Annotated in this window: 24 protein-coding genes; 10 read left to right on the top strand and 14 right to left on the bottom strand. The window is 43.8% G+C overall.

Annotated features, from left to right (window positions below; genetic code table 11):
* Positions 1 to 80: 80 nt before the first annotated feature.
* Positions 81 to 1,133, top strand: coding sequence for a permease (locus tag ASL11_RS10895; RefSeq protein ID WP_082595378.1), 1,053 nt, complete (start codon positions 81 to 83; stop codon positions 1,131 to 1,133).
* 88 nt (positions 1,134 to 1,221) lie between these two features.
* Here ASL11_RS10895 and ilvD read toward each other — a convergent pair whose 3' ends face one another.
* From ilvD to ASL11_RS10865, 6 genes are all read right to left on the bottom strand, one after another.
* On the bottom strand, positions 1,222 to 2,907 hold the full coding sequence (ilvD, locus tag ASL11_RS10890; RefSeq protein ID WP_028558552.1) for a dihydroxy-acid dehydratase: 1,686 nt from the start codon (positions 2,905 to 2,907) through the stop codon (positions 1,222 to 1,224).
* A 129-nt stretch (positions 2,908 to 3,036) separates the two neighbouring features.
* Complete coding sequence (locus tag ASL11_RS10885; RefSeq protein ID WP_028558551.1) at positions 3,037 to 4,023, bottom strand: ABC transporter permease; 987 nt, start codon at positions 4,021 to 4,023, stop codon at positions 3,037 to 3,039.
* 1 nt (position 4,024) lies between these two features.
* Positions 4,025 to 5,542 carry a sugar ABC transporter ATP-binding protein gene (locus tag ASL11_RS10880; RefSeq protein ID WP_056613398.1) on the bottom strand — a complete coding sequence of 506 codons (1,518 nt, stop codon included), beginning with the start codon at positions 5,540 to 5,542 and terminating at the stop codon, positions 4,025 to 4,027.
* A 68-nt stretch (positions 5,543 to 5,610) separates the two neighbouring features.
* Positions 5,611 to 6,687 carry a sugar ABC transporter substrate-binding protein gene (locus tag ASL11_RS10875; RefSeq protein WP_056613396.1) on the bottom strand — a complete coding sequence of 359 codons (1,077 nt, stop codon included), beginning with the start codon at positions 6,685 to 6,687 and terminating at the stop codon, positions 5,611 to 5,613.
* 162 nt (positions 6,688 to 6,849) lie between these two features.
* Complete coding sequence (gene rnhA / locus ASL11_RS10870) at positions 6,850 to 7,491, bottom strand: ribonuclease H (RefSeq protein ID WP_056613395.1); 642 nt, start codon at positions 7,489 to 7,491, stop codon at positions 6,850 to 6,852.
* 1 nt (position 7,492) lies between these two features.
* A complete protein-coding gene (locus ASL11_RS10865; protein ID WP_056613393.1) occupies positions 7,493 to 7,990 on the bottom strand; it encodes a hypothetical protein in 498 nt (165 codons plus the stop codon).
* Between the two features lie 156 nt (positions 7,991 to 8,146).
* On the opposite strand from ASL11_RS10865, the gene ASL11_RS10860 reads away from it, so the two are divergent.
* Entirely contained in the window at positions 8,147 to 8,383 is a 237-nt protein-coding gene (locus ASL11_RS10860) for an alpha/beta-type small acid-soluble spore protein (protein WP_056613391.1), read from the top strand.
* Positions 8,384 to 8,458: 75 nt separating this feature from the next.
* On the opposite strand, the gene ASL11_RS10855 is transcribed toward ASL11_RS10860, so the two are convergent.
* Complete coding sequence (locus ASL11_RS10855; protein WP_056613389.1) at positions 8,459 to 9,454, bottom strand: ABC transporter substrate-binding protein; 996 nt, start codon at positions 9,452 to 9,454, stop codon at positions 8,459 to 8,461.
* A gap of 184 nt (positions 9,455 to 9,638) precedes the next feature.
* Here ASL11_RS10855 and ASL11_RS10850 point away from each other — a divergent pair, with 184 nt between their 5' ends.
* The 3 genes from ASL11_RS10850 to ASL11_RS10840 are packed head-to-tail and all read left to right on the top strand — an operon-like array spanning position 9,639 to position 12,569.
* Entirely contained in the window at positions 9,639 to 10,661 is a 1,023-nt protein-coding gene (locus ASL11_RS10850) for a FecCD family ABC transporter permease (protein ID WP_056613387.1), read from the top strand.
* The gene (locus tag ASL11_RS10845) at positions 10,658 to 11,707 is read left to right on the top strand and encodes a FecCD family ABC transporter permease (RefSeq protein WP_056613385.1); all 1,050 of its coding nucleotides are present in this window, start codon (positions 10,658 to 10,660) and stop codon (positions 11,705 to 11,707) included. The genes ASL11_RS10850 and ASL11_RS10845 overlap by 4 nt, the downstream gene beginning before the upstream one ends.
* Before the next feature lie 31 nt (positions 11,708 to 11,738).
* Positions 11,739 to 12,569: an ABC transporter ATP-binding protein gene (locus tag ASL11_RS10840; protein ID WP_056613383.1), complete on the top strand. Its 831-nt coding sequence runs from the start codon at positions 11,739 to 11,741 to the stop codon at positions 12,567 to 12,569.
* Between the two features lie 309 nt (positions 12,570 to 12,878).
* Here ASL11_RS10840 and ASL11_RS10835 read toward each other — a convergent pair whose 3' ends face one another.
* The 3 genes from ASL11_RS10835 to ASL11_RS35735 form a co-directional block, all read right to left on the bottom strand.
* Positions 12,879 to 13,211 carry a hypothetical protein gene (locus ASL11_RS10835; RefSeq protein ID WP_056613381.1) on the bottom strand — a complete coding sequence of 111 codons (333 nt, stop codon included), beginning with the start codon at positions 13,209 to 13,211 and terminating at the stop codon, positions 12,879 to 12,881.
* A gap of 2 nt (positions 13,212 to 13,213) precedes the next feature.
* Positions 13,214 to 13,756, bottom strand: coding sequence for a deaminase domain-containing protein (locus tag ASL11_RS10830; RefSeq protein ID WP_056613379.1), 543 nt, complete (start codon positions 13,754 to 13,756; stop codon positions 13,214 to 13,216).
* A gap of 84 nt (positions 13,757 to 13,840) precedes the next feature.
* The gene (locus ASL11_RS35735; protein WP_082595394.1) at positions 13,841 to 14,047 is read right to left on the bottom strand and encodes a helix-turn-helix domain-containing protein; all 207 of its coding nucleotides are present in this window, start codon (positions 14,045 to 14,047) and stop codon (positions 13,841 to 13,843) included.
* A 313-nt stretch (positions 14,048 to 14,360) separates the two neighbouring features.
* Here ASL11_RS35735 and ASL11_RS10825 point away from each other — a divergent pair, with 313 nt between their 5' ends.
* The 3 genes from ASL11_RS10825 to ASL11_RS10815 are packed head-to-tail and all read left to right on the top strand — an operon-like array spanning position 14,361 to position 16,754.
* Positions 14,361 to 15,680 (top strand): FtsK/SpoIIIE domain-containing protein, encoded by a 1,320-nt coding sequence (locus tag ASL11_RS10825; protein ID WP_056613378.1) that lies wholly within the window; start codon positions 14,361 to 14,363, stop codon positions 15,678 to 15,680.
* Positions 15,613 to 16,224 carry a replication-relaxation family protein gene (locus tag ASL11_RS10820; RefSeq protein ID WP_082595377.1) on the top strand — a complete coding sequence of 204 codons (612 nt, stop codon included), beginning with the start codon at positions 15,613 to 15,615 and terminating at the stop codon, positions 16,222 to 16,224. The genes ASL11_RS10825 and ASL11_RS10820 overlap by 68 nt, the downstream gene beginning before the upstream one ends.
* Positions 16,225 to 16,238: 14 nt before the next feature.
* Positions 16,239 to 16,754 carry a hypothetical protein gene (locus ASL11_RS10815; RefSeq protein WP_056613375.1) on the top strand — a complete coding sequence of 172 codons (516 nt, stop codon included), beginning with the start codon at positions 16,239 to 16,241 and terminating at the stop codon, positions 16,752 to 16,754.
* Between the two features lie 51 nt (positions 16,755 to 16,805).
* Here the strand turns inward: ASL11_RS10815 and ASL11_RS36385 are convergent, their stop codons facing one another.
* Complete coding sequence (locus ASL11_RS36385) at positions 16,806 to 16,982, bottom strand: hypothetical protein (protein ID WP_157256884.1); 177 nt, start codon at positions 16,980 to 16,982, stop codon at positions 16,806 to 16,808.
* A 169-nt stretch (positions 16,983 to 17,151) separates the two neighbouring features.
* On the opposite strand from ASL11_RS36385, the gene ASL11_RS10810 reads away from it, so the two are divergent.
* Both ASL11_RS10810 and ASL11_RS10805 read left to right on the top strand, forming a co-directional pair.
* Complete coding sequence (locus ASL11_RS10810) at positions 17,152 to 17,787, top strand: DUF4145 domain-containing protein (protein WP_056613373.1); 636 nt, start codon at positions 17,152 to 17,154, stop codon at positions 17,785 to 17,787.
* Positions 17,788 to 17,838: 51 nt separating this feature from the next.
* Positions 17,839 to 18,036 (top strand): hypothetical protein, encoded by a 198-nt coding sequence (locus tag ASL11_RS10805; protein WP_056613370.1) that lies wholly within the window; start codon positions 17,839 to 17,841, stop codon positions 18,034 to 18,036.
* Positions 18,037 to 18,192: 156 nt separating this feature from the next.
* On the opposite strand, the gene ASL11_RS10800 is transcribed toward ASL11_RS10805, so the two are convergent.
* The 3 genes from ASL11_RS10800 to ASL11_RS37835 form a co-directional block, all read right to left on the bottom strand.
* Positions 18,193 to 18,483: a hypothetical protein gene (locus ASL11_RS10800; RefSeq protein WP_056613357.1), complete on the bottom strand. Its 291-nt coding sequence runs from the start codon at positions 18,481 to 18,483 to the stop codon at positions 18,193 to 18,195.
* Positions 18,484 to 18,578: 95 nt separating this feature from the next.
* A complete protein-coding gene (locus ASL11_RS10795) occupies positions 18,579 to 19,421 on the bottom strand; it encodes a hypothetical protein (RefSeq protein WP_056613355.1) in 843 nt (280 codons plus the stop codon).
* A gap of 198 nt (positions 19,422 to 19,619) precedes the next feature.
* A complete protein-coding gene (locus tag ASL11_RS37835; RefSeq protein WP_268796191.1) occupies positions 19,620 to 19,751 on the bottom strand; it encodes a hypothetical protein in 132 nt (43 codons plus the stop codon).
* Between the last annotated feature and the right edge of the window lie 3 nt (positions 19,752 to 19,754).

Below are 19,754 nucleotides of genomic sequence, written 5' to 3'. Positions count from 1 at the left end.
ACCGCTGGAGCCTTCCCGTCTCCTCGGTGATTTGCGTGTTTCTCTTGTTTCTGATTGTAACAACAAGACAACTCCCCCCAATGGGGATGGTCATGGAACCGATCAGCCATGTCTTTATGGCTTTTATGGACATCTTCTTAGATGCCCTTCCGTTCATGATTCTCGGCGTTCTTCTCTCTACCATCGTAGAAAACTTCATTCCCGAAGGTGTAATTCAGCGAATGACCCCCAAACACCCCCTCGGTGGTGTGTTATTCGCCTGCGTGCTGGGAATTATGTTTCCCCTCTGTGAGTGCGGCATGATCCCTTTCGTGCGCAGGTTGATGCGCAAAGGCATGCCGGTCTATATCGCTGTTATTTTCATTCTAGTGGGACCTATCCTTAACCCCATCGTCTTTGCTTCCACTTGGATGGCTTTTCGCGATAACCCTGCTATGGCCTATTCACGTATGGGGCTTACTTTTGGCGTCGCGCTGGTTATTGGCTTCCTGCTCACGCGATTCCTCAAAAGCAACCCTTTGCGGCATCCGATTGAGCCTGCAGCAGCAAGCCTGCCTCGCCATAACCATACGCATGGAAGCCAACACATCGATCAGCATGATCATCATCACGGCCACGCTCACGATCACAAGCACGATCACAGTCATGCTCATGATCATAGTCACAATCATAAGCATGATGATCATGGACATGACCACCATGGCCACAACCATGCCCACGGAGACAGCCGGCTCATGACCATGGTCAGCCACGGCTCCTCCGAGCTTTTCGAGATGAGCAAGTACTTGATGCTAGGCGCCTTGCTAACAGCTCTGATACAGACATTCGTGGCACAGGACAGTCTGAGCGCTATCGGCCAGGGCGCTTTCATCTCTCATGTGTTCATGATGGGATTCGCCTACCTGCTCTCCTTATGCTCAACCACAGACGCCTTCGTCGCAGTCTCCTTCGCCAAGTCATTTTCACCTGGCTCCCTGCTTGCTTTCTTAGTATTCGGGCCCATGATCGACGTGAAGAGTACTTTAATGATGCTATCGATTTTCAAGGCACGATTTGTATTAACACTTTCGATTGTCGTGGCGATTACGGTTCTGACAGGTTCGTTGTTGTTTATGCACTTTTTTCTTGCTTAGCAACTGGCTATTCGTTTTTGAAGAACATGAAAAGCCCTCCTCACACCAACGTTTCCGTTGCATAAGAGGAGGGCTTTCTTATTTCAAATTAGATTTTCAAAATTGCGCCAGCGCTTGCGTTCGTTACCATTTTCGTATAACGAGCTAGATAACCAGAAGTAATCTTCTGTTGGAATCCTGCCCATGACTCACGACGTTTGGCAAACTCTTCATCGCTGATTTGCAATTCGATTTTACGTCCGTCCATATCAACATCGATGATGTCGCCGTCATGTACGAAAGCAAGAGGTCCACCCTCAGCGGCTTCAGGAGACATATGACCAAGCGAGATCCCGCGGGATGCGCCGGAGAAACGTCCGTCTGTAATCAAGGCTACTTTCGCGCCAAGACCCATACCTACGATTTGGGATGTTGGTGCCAACATTTCCGGCATACCAGGTCCACCCTTCGGTCCTTCGTAACGAATGACAACAACGTGTCCTTCTTTTACTTTCCCATTTGCGATACCGTACAAAGCTTCGTCTTGAGAGTCGAAGCAGATCGCTGGGCCCACGTGACGTCCGCCAACGGACTTATCAACAGCACCAACTTTTACGATACTGCCTTCCGGAGCCAAGTTACCGAATAGAACAGCCAAACCACCGCGCTCACTGTGCGGGTTCGTCAGTGGACGGATAACGTCAAAGTTCTGAATTTCACGTCCAGCCACGTTCTCGCGAAGTGTTTGTGCCGTAACGGATAGACAATCACCGTTGAAAGCACCTGGTTTTTTGAGCAACTCATTAATTACTGCACTCACACCGCCTGCCAAATGCACATCTTCAATGTGGTAATCGGAAGCTGGAGCGATTTTCGCAAGGTGAGGAACGCGCTCAGCCACTTCGTTAATACGAGCGATCGGGTAATCAATTCCTGCTTCTGCCGCGATAGCCAATGTGTGAAGAACTGTGTTTGTAGATCCACCCATCGCCATATCCAAAGCAAATGCATTATCAATCGCATCAATCGTTACGATATCACGCGGCTTGATGTCTTTCTCGATCAAAACCATCAACTGTTTCGCGCAATCTTTAACGAATTGCTTACGCTCTTCAGCAACTGCAAGAATTGTACCGTTACCTGGCATTGCAAGTCCAAGACCTTCAGCCAAACAGTTCATTGAGTTCGCTGTGAACATACCGGAACATGATCCACAAGTTGGACAACCATATTGTTCAAGTTCTTCCAGACCCGCTTCATCCAATTTACCAGCTTGGAATGCACCAACACCTTCGAATACGGAAGATAGGGAGATGGATTTACCGTTTTTATCTTTACCAGCTTTCATTGGTCCACCGCTGACTAACATTGTTGGAATGTTAACGCGAAGGGCACCCATGATCATACCCGGTGTAATTTTGTCACAGTTAGGAATACAAACCATGCCATCAAACCAGTGAGCATTAACAACAGTTTCCAAGGAATCCGCAATAATCTCACGGCTTGGCAAGGAATAACGCATACCGATATGACCCATAGCAATACCATCGTCAACTCCGATTGTATTGAACTCAAATGGAACGCCGCCTGCTTCACGGATAGCTTCTTTAACGATTTTACCAAACTCTTGCAAGTGAACATGTCCGGGAATAATGTCTATATAGGAGTTACAAACCGCGATGAACGGCTTGCCGAAATCTTCTTCTTTAACGCCGGCTGCACGCAGCAAGCTGCGATGTGGAGCGCGGTCGAAACCTTTTTTGATCATGTCGCTGCGCTGTTTTTGTTGTGCCATTCTATAATTCCTCCTAAATTTCATTTCAGAAATAAAAATAATGAATCTATCATACCACACTTCTCACAATATTTCTTCCTTTAGTGTGATGACGCATCAACGTACGAGAAACACCGCGCACAACATCCTTTAAGCTTTTCGACGATTCAAATGAACGAATGTAATTGCTAGCGCCAAAACAAGCACGCCGCCCTTAACAATATCGAACCCGAAATAGGGAACATTGAGCATCGTGAGTCCATTCAAAAGTACCCCGATTAGTACAGCTCCAAAGAACGTACCAATTACATTAGGTTTCCCTGCTCCTAGAACAGAATACCCTACGAATACAGCGGCTACTGCTTCCATCAAGAGCGGTGAACCGGCATCAATTTGCCCGGACCCTACACGAGATGCATACAGGATACCGCCAATTGCTGCAAAAATACCAGAAAGCACATAAGCCGCAAAGCGGATTTTGTTAACAGAAATACCGGATAAACGAGCCGCTTCGCGGTTCCCTCCTGTAATATACAGCTGGCGACCCCAACGTGTGTAAGTAAGGAACACATGCACCGCAATAACCGCAACAAGCATGATAACAACCGGAACAGGAACACCTACTAGCTTGCCTTGTCCAATCCATAGAAATTCGGAAGTAAATTTCCCTGGTGCCACCGTGCCATCTTGGAATCTCATATTGTTGTAAATCGAGAAACCTTTGGTATACGTTTTTTGGATTCCACCAATGATATACATCATGGCTAGCGTGGCTAGTAGATCGGGAATACGCACTTTCACGATCAACACAGCGTTTAAGAATCCGATGATCGCACCGATAAGTAACGGCACTAGAATAACAAGATAGAACGGTTGGTCGTACCAAACCATCATGGCTGCCGCTGATACGGTAGCTAATGACACAGTTGACCCAGCGGATAAATCGAAACCATCGACAATCTGAGATAAAGTCACACCGATGGCGACAAACATCACAATCGAGATCGAACGTAAAATATCCGCAATATTGTCATACGTCATAAAGTTTTCATTGATAATAGAAAATACAATAAGAACAAGTGCAATAATAAACAAAGCACCGTATTTAAATGAAAAATCCAAACTTTTTTCCTTCAACCTATTCAGCCTCCCCCGCGCTCGCATACGTTAAAATGAGATCCTGCGTCGCTTCCGCGCGGGACAGCTCCTTCACCACAGACCCATAGCTCATCACGATGATGCGATCGGCAATTCCTATAATTTCATTCAGTTCACATGATAAATAAATAATGCCTTTACCTTCCGAAGCCAACTGACCGATTAAGCGATAGATATCGCTTTTGGCGCCGACATCGACCCCTTTGGTCGGCTCATCAAACATGTACACTTCAGCGTTTGTCGGCAGCCATTTGCCTACCGCCACCTTTTGCTGATTCCCGCCGCTCAGGTGCTTCACCGTGCGATTGGGATCGCCTGGCTGTACGCCTAGCTGACTGACCATTTTCGCAGCGTGCGCATTTTCCTCGCTGCGCTTCACGAAGCCAAGCGTGCTCAGCTTGCGCAAAATCGGCAGCGACAGATTGCGCTTCACGGTCTCTTCCACGAGGACGCCCTGTTTGCGGCGCTCCTCAGGCACGAGCGCAATTCCGGCGCGCACGGCATCCTCAGGCTGGCGCAGCGCGAGCTTGCGCCCGTTCAGCCACACCTCGCCGCCGTCCGCGGCGTCGGCGCCAAAGATCAGCCGGCTTAACTCCGTTTTGCCGGCTCCGACTAGACCGACAACGCCGAGGATTTCCCCTCGGCGGAGGTCAAAGGAGACGCCGCGCACCTTGGTGCCGCGGCGCAAGCCCTTCACCTCGAGGAGGGTACTGCCAATGGGCACATTGGCTTTGGGGAACTCCTCGGTGAAGGTTTTACCCAACATCGCCTCAATGACGGAGGCGATGTCCATGCTTGTGGCCAGCTGCGTGAGCACATGACGGCCGTCACGCATGATCGTGATCCGGTCAGCAATACGGAACACTTCTTGCAAGCGGTGGGAGATGAAAATAATTCCCACGCCCTCTTGCTTCAAGCTGTCCATGATGCGGAACAGCCGCTCAGACTCTTCTAAGCTCAGCGGTGCCGTCGGCTCATCGAAGATAATAATCTTCGCTTTATGCGCCATAGCTCTTGCAATCAACACTAGCTGCTTCTGCGAAATGCTCAACTCATCAATTTTACTCCGCACGGAGAATGTCGCACCAATTTTCGCCAGAATGGCCTCAGCTTCCTTATGCAGCTTACGCCAACTCACCCAAGCTTCTCCTTGGACGAGTTTATCGATCATGACATTTTCCGTAACCGTTAATTCCGATACTAAAGCTGTATCCACCTCTTGATAGACACAATAAACACCGTGATCCATAGCATCCTTTGGTGTACGAATGACCAACGGTTGATTATGAATAGAAAGAAGCCCCGTATCGTGCGTATAAGCACCGGATAATATTTTCATCAAGGTACTCTTACCTGCACCATTAGCCCCGAGCAAGGCATGAATTTCTCCCGCTTGCAGGTCGAAATCCACCTCCTGTAGTGCCTTCACACCTGGGAAGGATTTTGTAATCTCCTTCATTTGCAATAATGAAGATAAGTCTGCCTGATCCTTCAGCATCTATTTACACCTCACTTCTTAATCTGAAAGTCCCACCGCAAAGTAGCGATGGGACTGCATAGAAAACCTTATTTTTTTTCTGCTGCTTTCATCCAGTCCGTATAGCCTTGTTGGCTTCCGCCCCATCCTTTTACGTACTCGCTAAGTTGTGTAGTGTTGATTTGTTTGTCTTTAGGCAGTTGGTCTCTGGATACATATACAGGCTCCAAAACCACTTTCTCAGGCGTTTGATCGCCATGTAGCTTTTGATACAAATAACGAACTTGTACACGACCGATATCTTTTGGATCTACGGCTGAAGAAGCTACCCAAGGGCTTTTCGGATCTTGCAAAAGCTGTAGATCTTCGTCACTTAAGTCGATACCGTAAACTTTAATTTCGGTACGTCCTGCTTGTTGAATGGCTCGGGAAGCGCCTTTTGCGAACTCATCCCATGCCGCCCAAACTGCCGTAATATCACCTTTGTTCGGGTACTTTTTCAAAATCGCTTCCATTTGTGTTTGTGTATCTAATGCCGGATCTTTCGCTGTTCCGAAAGCGGCTACTTCTTTGATATCCGGATATTTCTTTTGGAAAGCTTGGTAAGCCAGTTGTCTGCGCTCCATTGGTGCGAAGCCAGCTACCCATACTTTAACGATATTCCCTTTTCCTCCAGCATCTTTAGCAAGTTGCTCCAGCGTGGCATCCGCCATTTTTTGATCGCCTTGCTCCAGGGATGTTACATTAGGGACTGTTAGGATCGAGTCAAAGCTAACAACAGGAATTTTCTTCTCTACCGCTTTCTTCACACCAGCTTCAAGTGCTTCCGCTGTACCATGATCGATAAGGATTCCATCGAATTTCTGGTTAATCGCAGCATCTAAATTAGAAGCCATTTTCGCCAAATCTGTATCTGCTACGAAAACCGTAACCTTGCCGCCAAGTTTTTCAACTTGCTCTTTCACACCTTCAACATACTGTGAAGAAAACGTTCCTGTATTGAATTGCATAACAAGGGCAATTTTCTTACCTGATAAGTTCGATGCACTTGCACTTGCAGCAGGTGCTGCTGTTTCACTTGCACTATCTTTTTGTCCGCAAGCTGAAAGCACACTCCCTACTAAAGCTAAACTAATGAAAACGTTAAGTAATTTGGTTCTTTTCATGAATTTCCCTCCCGATCATACTCTCTCTATTTCCCACTGAATCTATCGGATTATTATGCCGAGTCATCTACTAGGAATTTAGATTATAGTAGCATTAGAGGGAACTTCCGTCAATATAATTCTGTACTTTTTCGACAGTATTCTACAAGAGGATGTGTTTACTTACTTCCTCCCGAAATCCGCCTTGATCTCGCCCCATTTTTTCGTGTCCCACTTGACGATCTTATTGGTATACGTATTCGTATGCAGCCATTTCAACGCGCGATCCACCAAGGTCCATATTTCCGCGGTAGATGCATCTCGTACCAAATTAGTAGATACTTCCTTCTTCCGAATCCAACTTAGTGCAGTAACCGAATCGGTATATATGGTTTGTTTACTTCCTTTTTTCTGCAGGTAAGCCAGTCCATGGACAATGGCTAGAAACTCCCCTAGATTATTCGTACCCTTCGAAATCGGTCCTTGATAGAATATGATTTCACCAGTCCGCGTATCCACACCCTTGTACTCCACGATTCCTGGATTTCCGGAACAGCCAACGTCCACAGAAATACTATCATAATCTACCTCAGGCGCTGACTCTGGCGTTGCCGACTTTTTAGCAGCTCCTCCAGTCCCTTTTGCTGCAAAATTCAGTGACTTCTGCCACCCCTTCTCAAGTGCTTGACGGGCTTCACCTTCAGATTCATAAGACTTGAACTTCGCTTGTGGATAGCCATTCGTTTGCGCTTGGCATTCAGCCCATGAACGATACACACCTGGCTTGTGCCCAACCCAAACCACATAAAATTTCGATGCAGCCATATTATTCACTCCGTAATGTTAGTTGTAATTGCTCTACCAGCTCTTCGACGACCTTCACCGTATTCTGAAAATAAGGACGGTAATCCAAATCGGCGATAAATTGCAGATACGTTTCAGCTATGTCTACAATCTGTTCGCGATATTCGCGAATCGGGATGACATGCGTCTCCAGCTCGCGATATGTACCGTTTGTTCGCTCTTCCACAGAAGAGAGTTCAAGCTGCTCCCCGGGCAAATGCCGAACAACAAATGAGAAACCTCTGCACTCTGGGTCACCGCATCCGCATACGAAAAACGGCATCCGCTCCCACTGATCGGCAGGGGCGAAGCGGTTCGGTGCTGTATCATGCATCGCACTATATAACAAAGCAGGAAGACCAACATCAATGCACAGAGGTTCTTCAATAATTAGACTATCGTCCACAGACATATGAACATCCGCTTGAATAATTTGTAAATCTTTATCTAAGGACCAACCTTTAATCACAAGTTCAAACATGCTTTCTCCCCGCTTTCCCGATGTCCCATTTTCCATTATAACAAAGTCGAAACATTCCTGCTTTTACGCTTTTATAAAAAGGATTAAATTTCCAAAAAAAGTATGAGTAATATTTACAAAACTGTTCATACTACCTATTACTGGAGGTGATATCAGATGGCTACAGGACAATCTCGCAGCAGTAACTCCTTAGTAGTTCCTCAAGCTTCATCAGCCCTAGACCAATTGAAGTATGAAGTTGCTCAAGAATTGGGCATCCAAATTCCTCAAGATGGCTACTACGGTTATATGACGTCTTATGACACAGGTTCTATCGGAGGCAGCATCACTCGTCGTCTCGTTCAAATTGCTGAGCAACAACTTGCTGGTACTAGCAATAAATTCAGCAGATAATTTCGCTCCAAAATACTTAAGCAACAAAAGGGCCTTCTTCCGGGTAGATACTCGGAGAAAGCCCTTTTTTTCAACCTATTTAATGTCGTAGATTTTGTACAAATCATCCAACATGATGTTTGCTGATCGAACGCCGCCGCCTGTATTCCAAGTAGCATCGTTAACTTTGATGACTTTGTTATCTTTCACCACTTTAAGGTTTTTCCAAAGCGGATCATTCATCCACTCTTGCTCTTGTTTATTCCCTTTGCCATCACCGATTTCATACGTAAAGTAGAAAACGCGATCCGCAGCATCCAGTTCAGTTAAACGTTCTTTCGTAATATCTTCGAACGACTTCTCATCACTTTTGGCATCGGAACGAGCGAAACCAAGTTGTTTGAAGATAACGCCTGAGAACATGTCACCGTAGTAATATCTCGATTTACCACCCATAAACCGGACAACAGCCACTTTTTCTTTCAGCTTGTCGCCTGCTTTGGATTTGAAATCTTCAATACGTTTATCGTAATCCCCGATCACTTTGGCGCCTTCGGCTTTCTTATTCAATGCATCTGCGTACAGACTGAAGTTATTTTTCCATTCGCCACGCAGTGTTTCTGCGAAAACAGTTGGGGCAATAGCTTTCAATTGCTCGTATACTTTCTCTTGGCGAAGTTTATTACCAATAATTAGATCAGGTTTTAGTGATGCTATGACTTCCAAGTTCGGCTGTCCTTCTACTCCTACTGTTGTAACACCTTGCATATCCGCTTTGAAATGGTCAAACCAAGGGTTACCATAGAAGGATTCAACAGCTCCAACCGGCTTAATTCCTAGAGCAAGTAAAGCTTCAGTTCCTTCATTCGTTAAAATGACAACACGTTTAGGGTTAGCAGGTACTGCTGTTTCTCCCATAGCGTGCTTAATTGTACGAGGAGCATCCGATTTCGCTGATTCTTGCGGAGCTGCAGAGGCAGACGACTTCGTTTCTGCTTTCTCTCCACATGCCGTTACGATCATACTAAAAACAAAGAGACATGCAACAAGAGCCCACGCTCTTCCAAACGTGTGGCGTTTTTGACTAAACATAATAATTTTGTTCCCCCTAGTTGTACTAATTGTGATAACGGTTCTCACTACTTTGCACATAATACTAGAATTAGACCTAATTTGTCAACAAATTTGATAATGATTCTCATATTCATTGACTTCAAATACCGTTGACTTTAAAATATATGAAGCAAGAAAGGTAGGAAGGAAGAGGGTAACCACCGTGCATTCACCAACAACAGAACGTCTCTCTCATATTTATAAAAGTATCGGGTTACTAGCAGCCGTTTGTGTTCTACTTGTACTCATACTTAGCAGTGTCAGATTTGGCCTCAAAACGTATTCCTGGGATCAAATCATGACTTCTTTTGATCCTTCTGACAAACCAACGAATGAATCGATTATTATTCAAACTGTGCGAATTCCTAGAGCTTTAATTGCCGCACTCGTTGGTGGCAGTTTGGCCGTTGCTGGTGCACTTATGCAAGCAATGACTCGAAATCCACTCGCTTCGCCGAGTATATTCGGAATTAATTCTGGGGCTGCTTTTGCTATTGTTGTAGCTGTTAGCTTTTTCAACATATCCAGCCTAACGCAATTTACATGGGTTGCTTTTTTTGGTGCTGCCGTGAGTGCTACATTGGTCTATGGGCTTGGGTCGCTAGGACGCGACGGCTTGACACCCATGAAGATCACGCTTGCAGGCGCTGCGATGACGGCTTTTTTCGCTTCACTCACACAGGGAATATTGCTAGGCAATGGCAAAGCCTTCGAACAAGTACTCTACTGGCTTGTAGGTTCTGTAGAAGGGCGTACAATGGCTATGCTGCAATCCGTGTATCCATATATGTTGCTCGCTTGGATCGGGGCTATTCTGCTATCCCCCCACATCAATGTCTTATCCATGGGTGATGATATTGCCAAAGGATTAGGGCAACAAACGGTGTACATAAAACTAATTACTGCACTCCTTATTATTATTCTTGCTGGCGGATCTGTGGCTGTTGCAGGCCCAATTGTGTTCGTCGGCCTCATGATACCTCATATCGTCCGCTTTCTTATCGGGATTGACTACCGATGGGTCATTCCTTATTGCGCTGTGCTAGGCGGTATTCTGTTGGTAAGCGCGGATATCGGAGCTCGCTTTATTATTATGCCGAAGGAAGTCCATGTCGGTGTGATGACCGCTATCCTTGGCGTTCCTTTCTTTATCTACATCGCGCGTAAAGGAGGACTCCTGAAATGAGTACTTCTAAGCGAGATATTACGATTCGAAGCAAAAGTTACTCTTTTTTAATAAGCAAAAAAGCCGTCATCGTCACGCTGTCTCTATTCCTGGCGGTCATCCTTATGATGATTATAAGCACAGGCGTCGGCAGTATTACGATTAAACCTTTGAATGTCGTAAAGGCCGTTTTCGGTTATGGAACAGACTCTAGTACGATGATCGTTCGCTCATTACGTTTGCCTCGTGTTATTGTAGCCGTTCTAATCGGCGCATCTTTAGGGGTAGCTGGGGCAATTCTACAAGGGATCGTGCGCAACCCGCTCACTTCACCAGATACGATTGGAACAACAGGCGGTGCAACGCTAGGCGCTGTTTCTTTCTTCTTCTTTTTCTCAGATAAACTCAGCATTCATTGGCTGCCCGTCGCAGCGATTCTAGGCGCATTCCTTGCAACCTTGCTTGTTTACCTGTTTTCTTGGAAAAATGGCATTACACCGCTGCGACTTGTCCTCATTGGGACAGGGCTCACAGCTGCAATGAGCGCAGTATCCTATCTCATGATGCTAACGGGACCTATCGTACTCGCCCAACAATCACTAACTTTTATGACGGGTAGTATCTATGGCGTATCTTGGGCCAAGGCGGTTTACCCTTTGCTTCCTTGGGTGGCTGTGCTGATACCCGTCATCTTCTTCTACGCGCGGCACATTACCATCCAGTCCCTAGGAGAAGATATTGCACAGAGTGTTGGAAGCCATGTACAGCGTCAACGGTTTCTGTTAATTATGCTTAGTGTTGCTTTGGCTGGAGCTGCTGTGGCCTTTGGCGGTGCGATAAGCTTCATTGGGCTCATGGCTCCACACATTTCACGTAAACTTGTTGGTCCTAGCTTCGGCTCCTTGATTCCTGTTTCTGCGCTCACAGGCTCTCTACTGTTGCTTATGGCAGACTTATGTGGTCGTTCCCTGTTCAAGCCACTCGATATCCCAGCAGGTGTATTCACAGCAGCCATTGGCGCACCTATTTTCATCTACGTCCTATATCGCAGTAGGAATCGGGGATAACCCCATGTCTACGAAAAAGGAGAACAAGCTTATGACAACCTCAGACCAAGCACTCGAAGCCCAATCGCTTCAATTGACATATGGTGATACAACGATTTTCCAAAGTTTAAATGTGCAAATCCCTAAGGGCAAAATCACGGTATTTATCGGCAGTAACGGTTGTGGAAAATCCACACTTTTACGCTCACTTGCTCGACTTATGAAACCAACCTCAGGCAGCATTCTATTGGATGGACATGAGATTGCGAAGCTCTCGACCAAAGAGATCGCACGACGAATGGCGATCTTGCCCCAAGGGCCAACGGCTCCAGAAGGCCTCACCGTCAGACAACTTGTTAAACAAGGGCGCTACCCTTATCAAAGTTGGCTGCAGCAATGGAGTCAAGAGGATGAAAACAAGGTAATGAAGGCACTCGATCTTACGGATATGCTAGACGTTGCCGATCGAACTGTCGATTCACTCTCTGGCGGACAACGCCAGCGCGCATGGATCGCGATGACTTTAGCGCAAGACACACCTACATTACTCCTTGATGAACCGACCACATATCTCGATCTCACCCATCAGATTGAAGTGTTGGACTTATTATTCGAACTAAATGAGAGAGAACAGCGCACAATTGTCATGGTTTTACATGATATTAATCTAGCTTGCCGCTACGCACACCACATTGTCAGCATCAAGAAAGGCTCCATTTATGCGGAAGGCAAGCCAGAGAACATCGTCAATGCACCTTTGTTGCGTGAAGTGTTTGGGATGGATTGTCAGGTGACAACTGACCCGATCTTCGGGACACCGATGTGCATTCCATATGGCAAAGGTCGCATATTGTTAACGAAAGAACCCCTATCACAATTGTGATCGGGGTTCTTCTTTCACGACATAGATAAGAGTATAAGTGCTAAATCGTACGTGCGAATGTGGCCATATTGTAATTGCTCTCAAACTAATGTTGGGGTTTTTTAGATACAATGAGTGTTTACTATTCCTTATATTTAGGGCTTTTGGTATTTAGGGTTCGATGAATTCCCTTTGTCAATTTTAAGTGCGTGGTCAAATATGTGGTCAAGCTGTGATCAAATTTTCAAATGCTCCCCGCGGCATTTAGTGGACAAAAAGAAATGCCAACATCGAGTATGATTCGATGTTGGCATTCACTCTTATTAAAAATTAACTTATTAGTTTCATCATGTTCTGGATTTTAATTTCGTTATTGGATTCTGAACGTAATCTTGCGGTATCCCGGAAAAGTTTGTGCACTTGTTTCCGCGCATTTACCCGTTCAAGGGTTGTGAAAAACGTTCCGACAAATGCAGCTTGACTTGGAATTGCAGCAAGTAGCTCTGACATAATAAATGTCTTTCCAAGCAGACTGCTATTCCATTCTCCTCGTAACTCTTCAATAACTCTGCTTACAACTTCTTGTTGCTCATAGCCTTTTTTAACATATCTATTTATTAAAAGTCTTGTCATTTCCCCAAGTTCCATAAATCTCTCTAACATAATTAATTAACTCCTTTCACGCGAGTTGTACCTTTGTCGTAGTATACTTCTAACTCGGCGTTGGGATGATAGTGCATGAATTGATCAATAACTTTCTCACAACTAATGCAAGGCTCCCTTTCAGTATACAAGAAAACTTCAATTTTTGTTACTGGTTCAGGATAATTTAAAATACGTTTGTGGAGCTCTTCAAATATCTTAGATTCAGAATCCACATCACGATTATGACCTTGCCCAATAATTCCCCTAGAATCGACTCTCATTGTTTTAAATACGGGTCTTTGTTGCTTATGTATAAATATTCCCATGTTCCCTAAGGGATCACTAGCATCATCTATTTGGCTATGTGCTAATAAATACTCGTTATGATCATCGTTAATTACGTAAAAGCAAGCACCTATATTACCTTGTTCTGTTAATAATTTAACTTCGAGTGGGCTTAAACCAAACGCTGCTTGAGAAATTACCTTCTTTCGTAATTCATCAACCCTTGCTTTTAAAGAATGACCCCAGCCATTTTTTGTGTATTTTTTAAATGTCGTCATTTACTTTTGGAGACCACCCCGTACAGGAAAATATAACCATGTATATACTTTATAACTTAGTTCCAAATTCTTCAAGACTTTTTTTCACCAAAAGTCCGAGGCACTTACAGAGGAGTCAACCTTCTGGAGTGCCTTTATTATTTTCGATCTAGTAGAACTGCGCGGCCGATTAACAGTACCATCGCATAAATCTGAAATTGAACTTCGATTTAACCCAGTTTCTTTCATTAACCATTCTTGCGTTAAATTTTTGCGGTCTATCCACTTTCCTAACCTTGATCGCTCTTTCATCCATGATGGAAACATTGGAAATCACTCTCCCTTAGTTTCCATCGTGGACAACTCTATTAAAATTTATTCCTAGTTTGTAAACAAAACCCGTAATAATGGACAACCGCTCTGGATTAAGTATAGGTATCGGAGGCGGAAGGTTCCGCAACAAGTTCCCGAGTTGGTTCCAAAACTTAGTACCGTCGAGCATGCCAGCGAGGTAATGGAAACGGTACGTTCCGAATCAAGTAATTTAGCTATATTAGCCTTGTACGAAAGGATTCCGCACCGCAGGAACTATCCTATTGGATACTCATAGAAAGGGGTGGCGCCTATGCTACTGGAATTTATCGGCGGAACATTCATGAGTGGTATTCTAATTTACACACATTTAGACGGACGCGGGACTAGTGAACCGAGCAAGATTCAACGTGTCGCAAACACTTGCGGGCTAACTGTGTTGGAGAATGGAAAACGGCGTACCATGCAGCTCCTTAGGCGAACGTGTTATGAGTGGGGTAGAGAGTACATTTATCGGATCCCACTTGGTTTATCATTTGAGGACTTTCAAAAGAAGAAGCAGCACATTGAGGATGGACTGAATAATAAGCGCGGCTTCCTCGATATCTCACTAGAAGACATTAAGACGCTACGATTGCGTTCCGATCTCTTTCAGCAGATTAAGGAAATGTTTAACAGTACCAAAGGACGAAAGGAAATACTCCTAAACTATGACGGTACCCTTAAGATTCGGGTTTATAAAGCGGTGCTAACCGAGATAATTCCGTTCGATGATGACACGCTTGCCCATTGTACTGGTTGGAAGGTATGTGTGGGAATTTCACGCGAGGAAACGATGTATCACGACTTCGAAACGATTCCGCACCTGATCGTGGCCGGGACAACGCGTTATGGTAAGTCTGTATTCTTAAAGAATGTTATCACAACGCTAGTTCACACGCAGCCCAATGCAGTTTTATTTACCCTATTGGATCTTAAAGGTGGGCTGGCCTTTAACCGATACAAAAATGTTAAACAGGTCGAGACTGTCGCCAAAGACGTAGATGAGAGTCTAGAGGCGTTACGAGCGCTCCACACGCAAATGAAGCAAAGACAAGTAGAATTCCTAGCCAAAGGATATGAGGACGTCAAAGAGGCTCACAGGAAGCAGAGGAACTTTATTGTTATCGATGAGGCTGCGGAGCTTGCCAGCCAAGGTGAGCACGACACAGCCATTAAGAAAAAGAAAATCGAATGTGAACACATCATTGCTGAAATTGCTCGGATTGGTGGCGGGCTAGGTTTTCGGCTAATCTTCGCAACCCAATATCCGACCGCCGACACTCTGCCACGCCAGGTTAAACAAAACTGTGATGCTAAACTTTGCTTCCGCCTTCAAACAGATACCGCTAGTCATGTCGTATTAGATGAATCAGGGGCCGAGGATCTGCCACTCATTAAAGGCCGCGCTATTTATCGCACAGACCGTAAATTCATCGTGCAAACACCGTTAATTGAAAATGATTTTATCGACAAGACAATAAAGCCCCACATCGTAATAAAACCTCGAAAGGAGCCGTTCGCCTATGCTGGAATCACAAATAAAGAAGATGCTCCGGGAAGAAGCTATTCTCTTATCATTGAAGAAGCTTGACTACCTAAGCCGTAGCCAGCTTCAGAGGTTACACGACCTCTCAGGCGACCGTAACGCGCGGAAGGTGTTAGACAATATGAAACAATATATCTCTTCTTTTCGTGGCGAGAACCGTGAAAATATCTATCATCTTAATAAACTGGGACGCGAGCGCGTTGGCAGTGAAGTTATAAGGCAAAAGATGAATCAAGCCGGGCATTACTTAATGCGAGCTGGGGCTTATATTCACTACGACGGCAACGAGGATTGGAGGAACGAATTAAAGTTCTCAGTACCCGAGGTGGTTACAGTCATACCAGATTCATATTTCCGCTATAACCAAAAGCGCCATTTCCTCGAAGTCGATCACCTACAGCACATGAATAAGAACCGCGAGAAGATTGAGCGTTATAAGAAATTACATGCAACGGGTGTGTTGCAAAAGAAAATCGGTTACTTTCCTCGCTTGGTATGGGTAACGCTTACCGAAAGCAGGAAGCAGCAGCTTACAGAATGGGCCATCGGCCTTGATACAGTGATTCATATTTGGAATGAAATTAATTAGGGAGGCGTTCTCTTATGCAAATTACAATTGGAGCAAAATGCTGGGATGGTACGCGGAATAAGACGTTGTCTAACGAGGTATGCGTTGAGGTATTGAAAATAAAGGAGTGCATTACTCTTGCCGATAGACTAAGACGTTTTAACGATCCTAAGCTACGTGCGTTGCTCGGTTATGCCGTACCCATCGCATTCTTATTAAATGGCCTGCCCCCATTCGGAATAACACGCGCTTTTGCTCAAACAGTTACACTAGCAGCCCCTGTAGTTAACGACGCAGTCCCGGCCATGGCTGGTTTGTCTGATGCATTTAAAGGCACAGTTCTCCATGCATTCGATCCATTGATAAACCTAATTCAAAATCTATCCTATCCCATAGCAGGTGTCATGATTGCTGGAGGCTGCTTGTTTATTATGGTCGGCAACCGTGAGAAAGGAATGCAGATGCTTCAGAATGCAGCAATCGGATATATTTTAGTGCAGCTTTCTCCAATGATTTTGCAGCTACTCGTTGGAATTGGAGGAAGTGTTTAACCTTGATTTACTGACAATAAAAAAGCACTCGCGGAGAGTGCTTTTGCTTTTTTAAATCTTATCAGTATACCAAACATAGGCGTAATGTTGACTGTCACTGTTAAAAAAATTAACAGAATGAATATCTTTTTCCATTCCCGTCCCATGCAACCATACGTTTACTTTTTGTCTTAACGTATGGATATTTTTATCGTCAAAAACTTCAACGCTGTTCTTTACTTTGATCATATTCTTCACCCCCCAACCTACATTCTCCAACATAAGGTCAAGGCTTGTCTAATCAAGTTTTGATAAAGAAAGTGATTAGAACACGAACTTACTCCAAAATATAAGTTGGTATAAATCTATCAATTATGTAAAATGGATCTTAATAGACACTAGAAGGGAAGTTACTACAATGCAAGGAAAATATTACCCTCCCACTCATAGAGTAAAGGCTTTCAATTGCCCTCATTGTAATGTTTTTTCTGATCAAAGATGGGGCATGGTAGGTACAACTGTTTACAATAGCTCGTATCATAGGGATGAAGAATTATCCGCGTGCGTGTGTCATCATTGCCACAAACTATCTTACTGGTATAAGGGAGTAATGATTCTTCCTGATTCTTCAAATGCACCACTCCCACATGAGGATCTGCCTGAAGCAATTGTAGAAGATTACCTAGAAGCACGTTCAATTGTAACCCGCTCACCGCGAGGTGCGGCAGCTCTCCTTCGTCTTTGTCTTCAGAAATTGACGAAAGAAGTAGGTGAACCTGGCAAAGACATTAATACTGATATCGCTTCTTTAGTTCGGAAAGGGTTGCCTGTTGAGGTTCAACAAGCACTGGATATTCTTCGTGTTATTGGCAACGAGTCAGTGCATCCTGGAGAATTAAATCTTAAAGATGATCAAGATACAGCAATCAAGCTCTTTGAATTAGTTAATTTTATCGTTGAAGAGCTTATTACACGTAAGAATAAAATTAGTTTTATGTTCGCAGCTCTTCCAGCTGGTAAACGCGAAGCGATCTCCAGGAGAGACACACCTTAACCACTAGTCCCCGCTGGTGGTTTCACTATTTTTTTGTAAGGAGAAATCACGTTGAAAGATTTTACAAGCTGTGTAGAAGCAAAAGAATATGCAATCAATACCTGTAAATTCAAAAAGAATAGTGTTTATACTGTGTATCTTGACCCGGTGCAAAATGTTTATTGGGTAGTATCAGAATCAGAAGATAATTACATACTCACAGCCAAAATGCTCGAATGGAAACTTGAATATTTTGTTCAAAACGAATAACAACAATATAATCTCAATCTCAATCACCTCATACAAGCTCCTCACCGCCATTCTCACCTTTTACAGTTAAAGAACACACATTCTTGAGCGTTAACCATCTTGTAGACATTTATATTGATCAATAAAAAAAGCACCCCCGTTGGAGTGCTTAAAACCTTATCTCTTGTTTATCATTATCTTTTGCACATCACCATTCTCACTAGAAGAGACAATTTCAGCATGTTTGTTATTTACCACCAAGATGAAATCCTCAGAGAGATTTAAATGCTTCTGTAAGTCGTGGATGCGAAGGGTATTACCTTCAGTATCCATATTTACGTTATACAAAGTTCTAACTTGAAGTGGTCCGTCTTGATTCGTTGTTTGAATACTGGTGGTAATAACAAGGTCCAAGATGCTGTCATCAGTTTTTTTGAGTAAACTTTTTACTAGATCTACTTTTGTCATGATTACACACCTCCCATTCCTATATTTTCCAACATAGGCCAAGGAATGTCCACCAAGATTTAATAAAGAACTTAAACATGCCTGGGCCTTCTGACTTACTCGTATACCGATTCATTTACTGAGCGAGGTTCCCTAACTTTTAATGGCCCTGTTTTAACGGATTCAAATGCTAATATTTTTGAAACATCATCATCCTTTTGCTTAATAAATTGGAACTTAGGTGTTATCTCTTTTGATGCTACGTCTACAGGTGCAATAATCATACTATCCATATATGTCCCAATGAGTACTTTTTGTTGGCCATCTAAAGTTGCAATTAAGTATGTATCTTCCCTTTCGGCTTCACGCTTACCTAAATCACTAAACAACGGAAGAAAAGATAATGTTGAAATTGCAACAACAATCATCAAAGCTGTCCTTTTACCGTAATCATTAATAATTCTCAAAAAAAAAGGAGGCACAGTTAAATTAGGCTTATAATTCTCTACCTTATTCCAATAGCCAGTAGTACTCTTCTCTTTAAACAGGGGGATAATAAAAGTAAATATAATTAAAAATATCTCAAATATTAACATTACGATAGTAGTGACCCAATTAAATCCCGAAAAGAACAGCATACCTAAATAAAGAATGCAAATAAAAGACGTAATAAAAGCAAAACCCTTAACAGTATTTGTTTTGAAACTGAATGCGTCCTCTAGACTAATCACCAGATAAAATAAAGGTATTAAATTTGGCCATATAACCGAAACAACATTTAGTACTGATATTAATTCAACCTCTACAAAGTTGTCTGGAATATTGTAGTAAGCTAAATTCCCTACTTCAAATTTATAAGCACAAAAGTAACCAATCAATGTTAATACACCTAGCATAACACCTTCACTAATTCTTGCAGATAACTGTTTGTTCTGTTTTTCATCTTCGAGTTCCGACACTTGTCCAACACCCTTTTTTGTATTCATTTTCCAACATAGGACGAGAATTGTCTACTCAAGTTTTGTTTATCCATAATGAAAAACGCCTCCCCTAACTCTTGGGAGGCGTTTTCTTGAAATTCGGTTGTTTAATTAATTCCGCTACTAATACGTGCAGTTTATGAACTGCTTCCGGCGAAGGTTGGTTTATTTCGACCGTCAAATTCTCAGCTCCGATAGTCTTTCACGAAGTTCGTCTAAGTCGATATTGAGCATTAATGCAACTTTGTTTAAATCTACAATATCGAGTCTTAGTGATTCCTCATTACTAACTAAAATTTCTTTCTCCATGAA

This window comes from Paenibacillus sp. Soil750, from assembly GCF_001428045.1.
Taxonomy (GTDB): Bacteria; Bacillota; Bacilli; order Paenibacillales; family NBRC-103111; genus Paenibacillus_E; species Paenibacillus_E allorhizoplanae.
The sequence above is the reverse complement of the archived record's forward strand: the minus strand, read 5'-3'. Positions and strand labels throughout refer to the sequence as shown.

Coding starts and splice junctions, on each gene's coding strand:
- rnhA (WP_056613395.1), bottom strand. CDS start 7,491: ATGGCTGCATCGAAATTTTATGTGGTTTGGGTTGGGCACAAGCCAGGT.
- ASL11_RS10895 (WP_082595378.1), top strand. CDS start 81: ATGGGGATGGTCATGGAACCGATCAGCCATGTCTTTATGGCTTTTATG.
- ASL11_RS10875 (WP_056613396.1), bottom strand. CDS start 6,687: ATGAAAAGAACCAAATTACTTAACGTTTTCATTAGTTTAGCTTTAGTA.
- ilvD (WP_028558552.1), bottom strand. CDS start 2,907: ATGGCACAACAAAAACAGCGCAGCGACATGATCAAAAAAGGTTTCGAC.
- ASL11_RS10855 (WP_056613389.1), bottom strand. CDS start 9,454: ATGTTTAGTCAAAAACGCCACACGTTTGGAAGAGCGTGGGCTCTTGTT.
- ASL11_RS10820 (WP_082595377.1), top strand. CDS start 15,613: ATGCTGGAATCACAAATAAAGAAGATGCTCCGGGAAGAAGCTATTCTC.
- ASL11_RS10835 (WP_056613381.1), bottom strand. CDS start 13,211: ATGTTAGAGAGATTTATGGAACTTGGGGAAATGACAAGACTTTTAATA.
- ASL11_RS35735 (WP_082595394.1), bottom strand. CDS start 14,047: ATGAAAGAGCGATCAAGGTTAGGAAAGTGGATAGACCGCAAAAATTTA.
- ASL11_RS10815 (WP_056613375.1), top strand. CDS start 16,239: ATGCAAATTACAATTGGAGCAAAATGCTGGGATGGTACGCGGAATAAG.
- ASL11_RS37835 (WP_268796191.1), bottom strand. CDS start 19,751: ATGGAGAAAGAAATTTTAGTTAGTAATGAGGAATCACTAAGACTCGAT.
- ASL11_RS10830 (WP_056613379.1), bottom strand. CDS start 13,756: ATGACGACATTTAAAAAATACACAAAAAATGGCTGGGGTCATTCTTTA.
- ASL11_RS10810 (WP_056613373.1), top strand. CDS start 17,152: ATGCAAGGAAAATATTACCCTCCCACTCATAGAGTAAAGGCTTTCAAT.
- ASL11_RS10860 (WP_056613391.1), top strand. CDS start 8,147: ATGGCTACAGGACAATCTCGCAGCAGTAACTCCTTAGTAGTTCCTCAA.
- ASL11_RS10825 (WP_056613378.1), top strand. CDS start 14,361: ATGCTACTGGAATTTATCGGCGGAACATTCATGAGTGGTATTCTAATT.
- ASL11_RS36385 (WP_157256884.1), bottom strand. CDS start 16,982: ATGATCAAAGTAAAGAACAGCGTTGAAGTTTTTGACGATAAAAATATC.
- ASL11_RS10880 (WP_056613398.1), bottom strand. CDS start 5,542: ATGCTGAAGGATCAGGCAGACTTATCTTCATTATTGCAAATGAAGGAG.
- ASL11_RS10865 (WP_056613393.1), bottom strand. CDS start 7,990: ATGTTTGAACTTGTGATTAAAGGTTGGTCCTTAGATAAAGATTTACAA.
- ASL11_RS10845 (WP_056613385.1), top strand. CDS start 10,658: ATGAGTACTTCTAAGCGAGATATTACGATTCGAAGCAAAAGTTACTCT.
- ASL11_RS10800 (WP_056613357.1), bottom strand. CDS start 18,483: ATGACAAAAGTAGATCTAGTAAAAAGTTTACTCAAAAAAACTGATGAC.
- ASL11_RS10840 (WP_056613383.1), top strand. CDS start 11,739: ATGACAACCTCAGACCAAGCACTCGAAGCCCAATCGCTTCAATTGACA.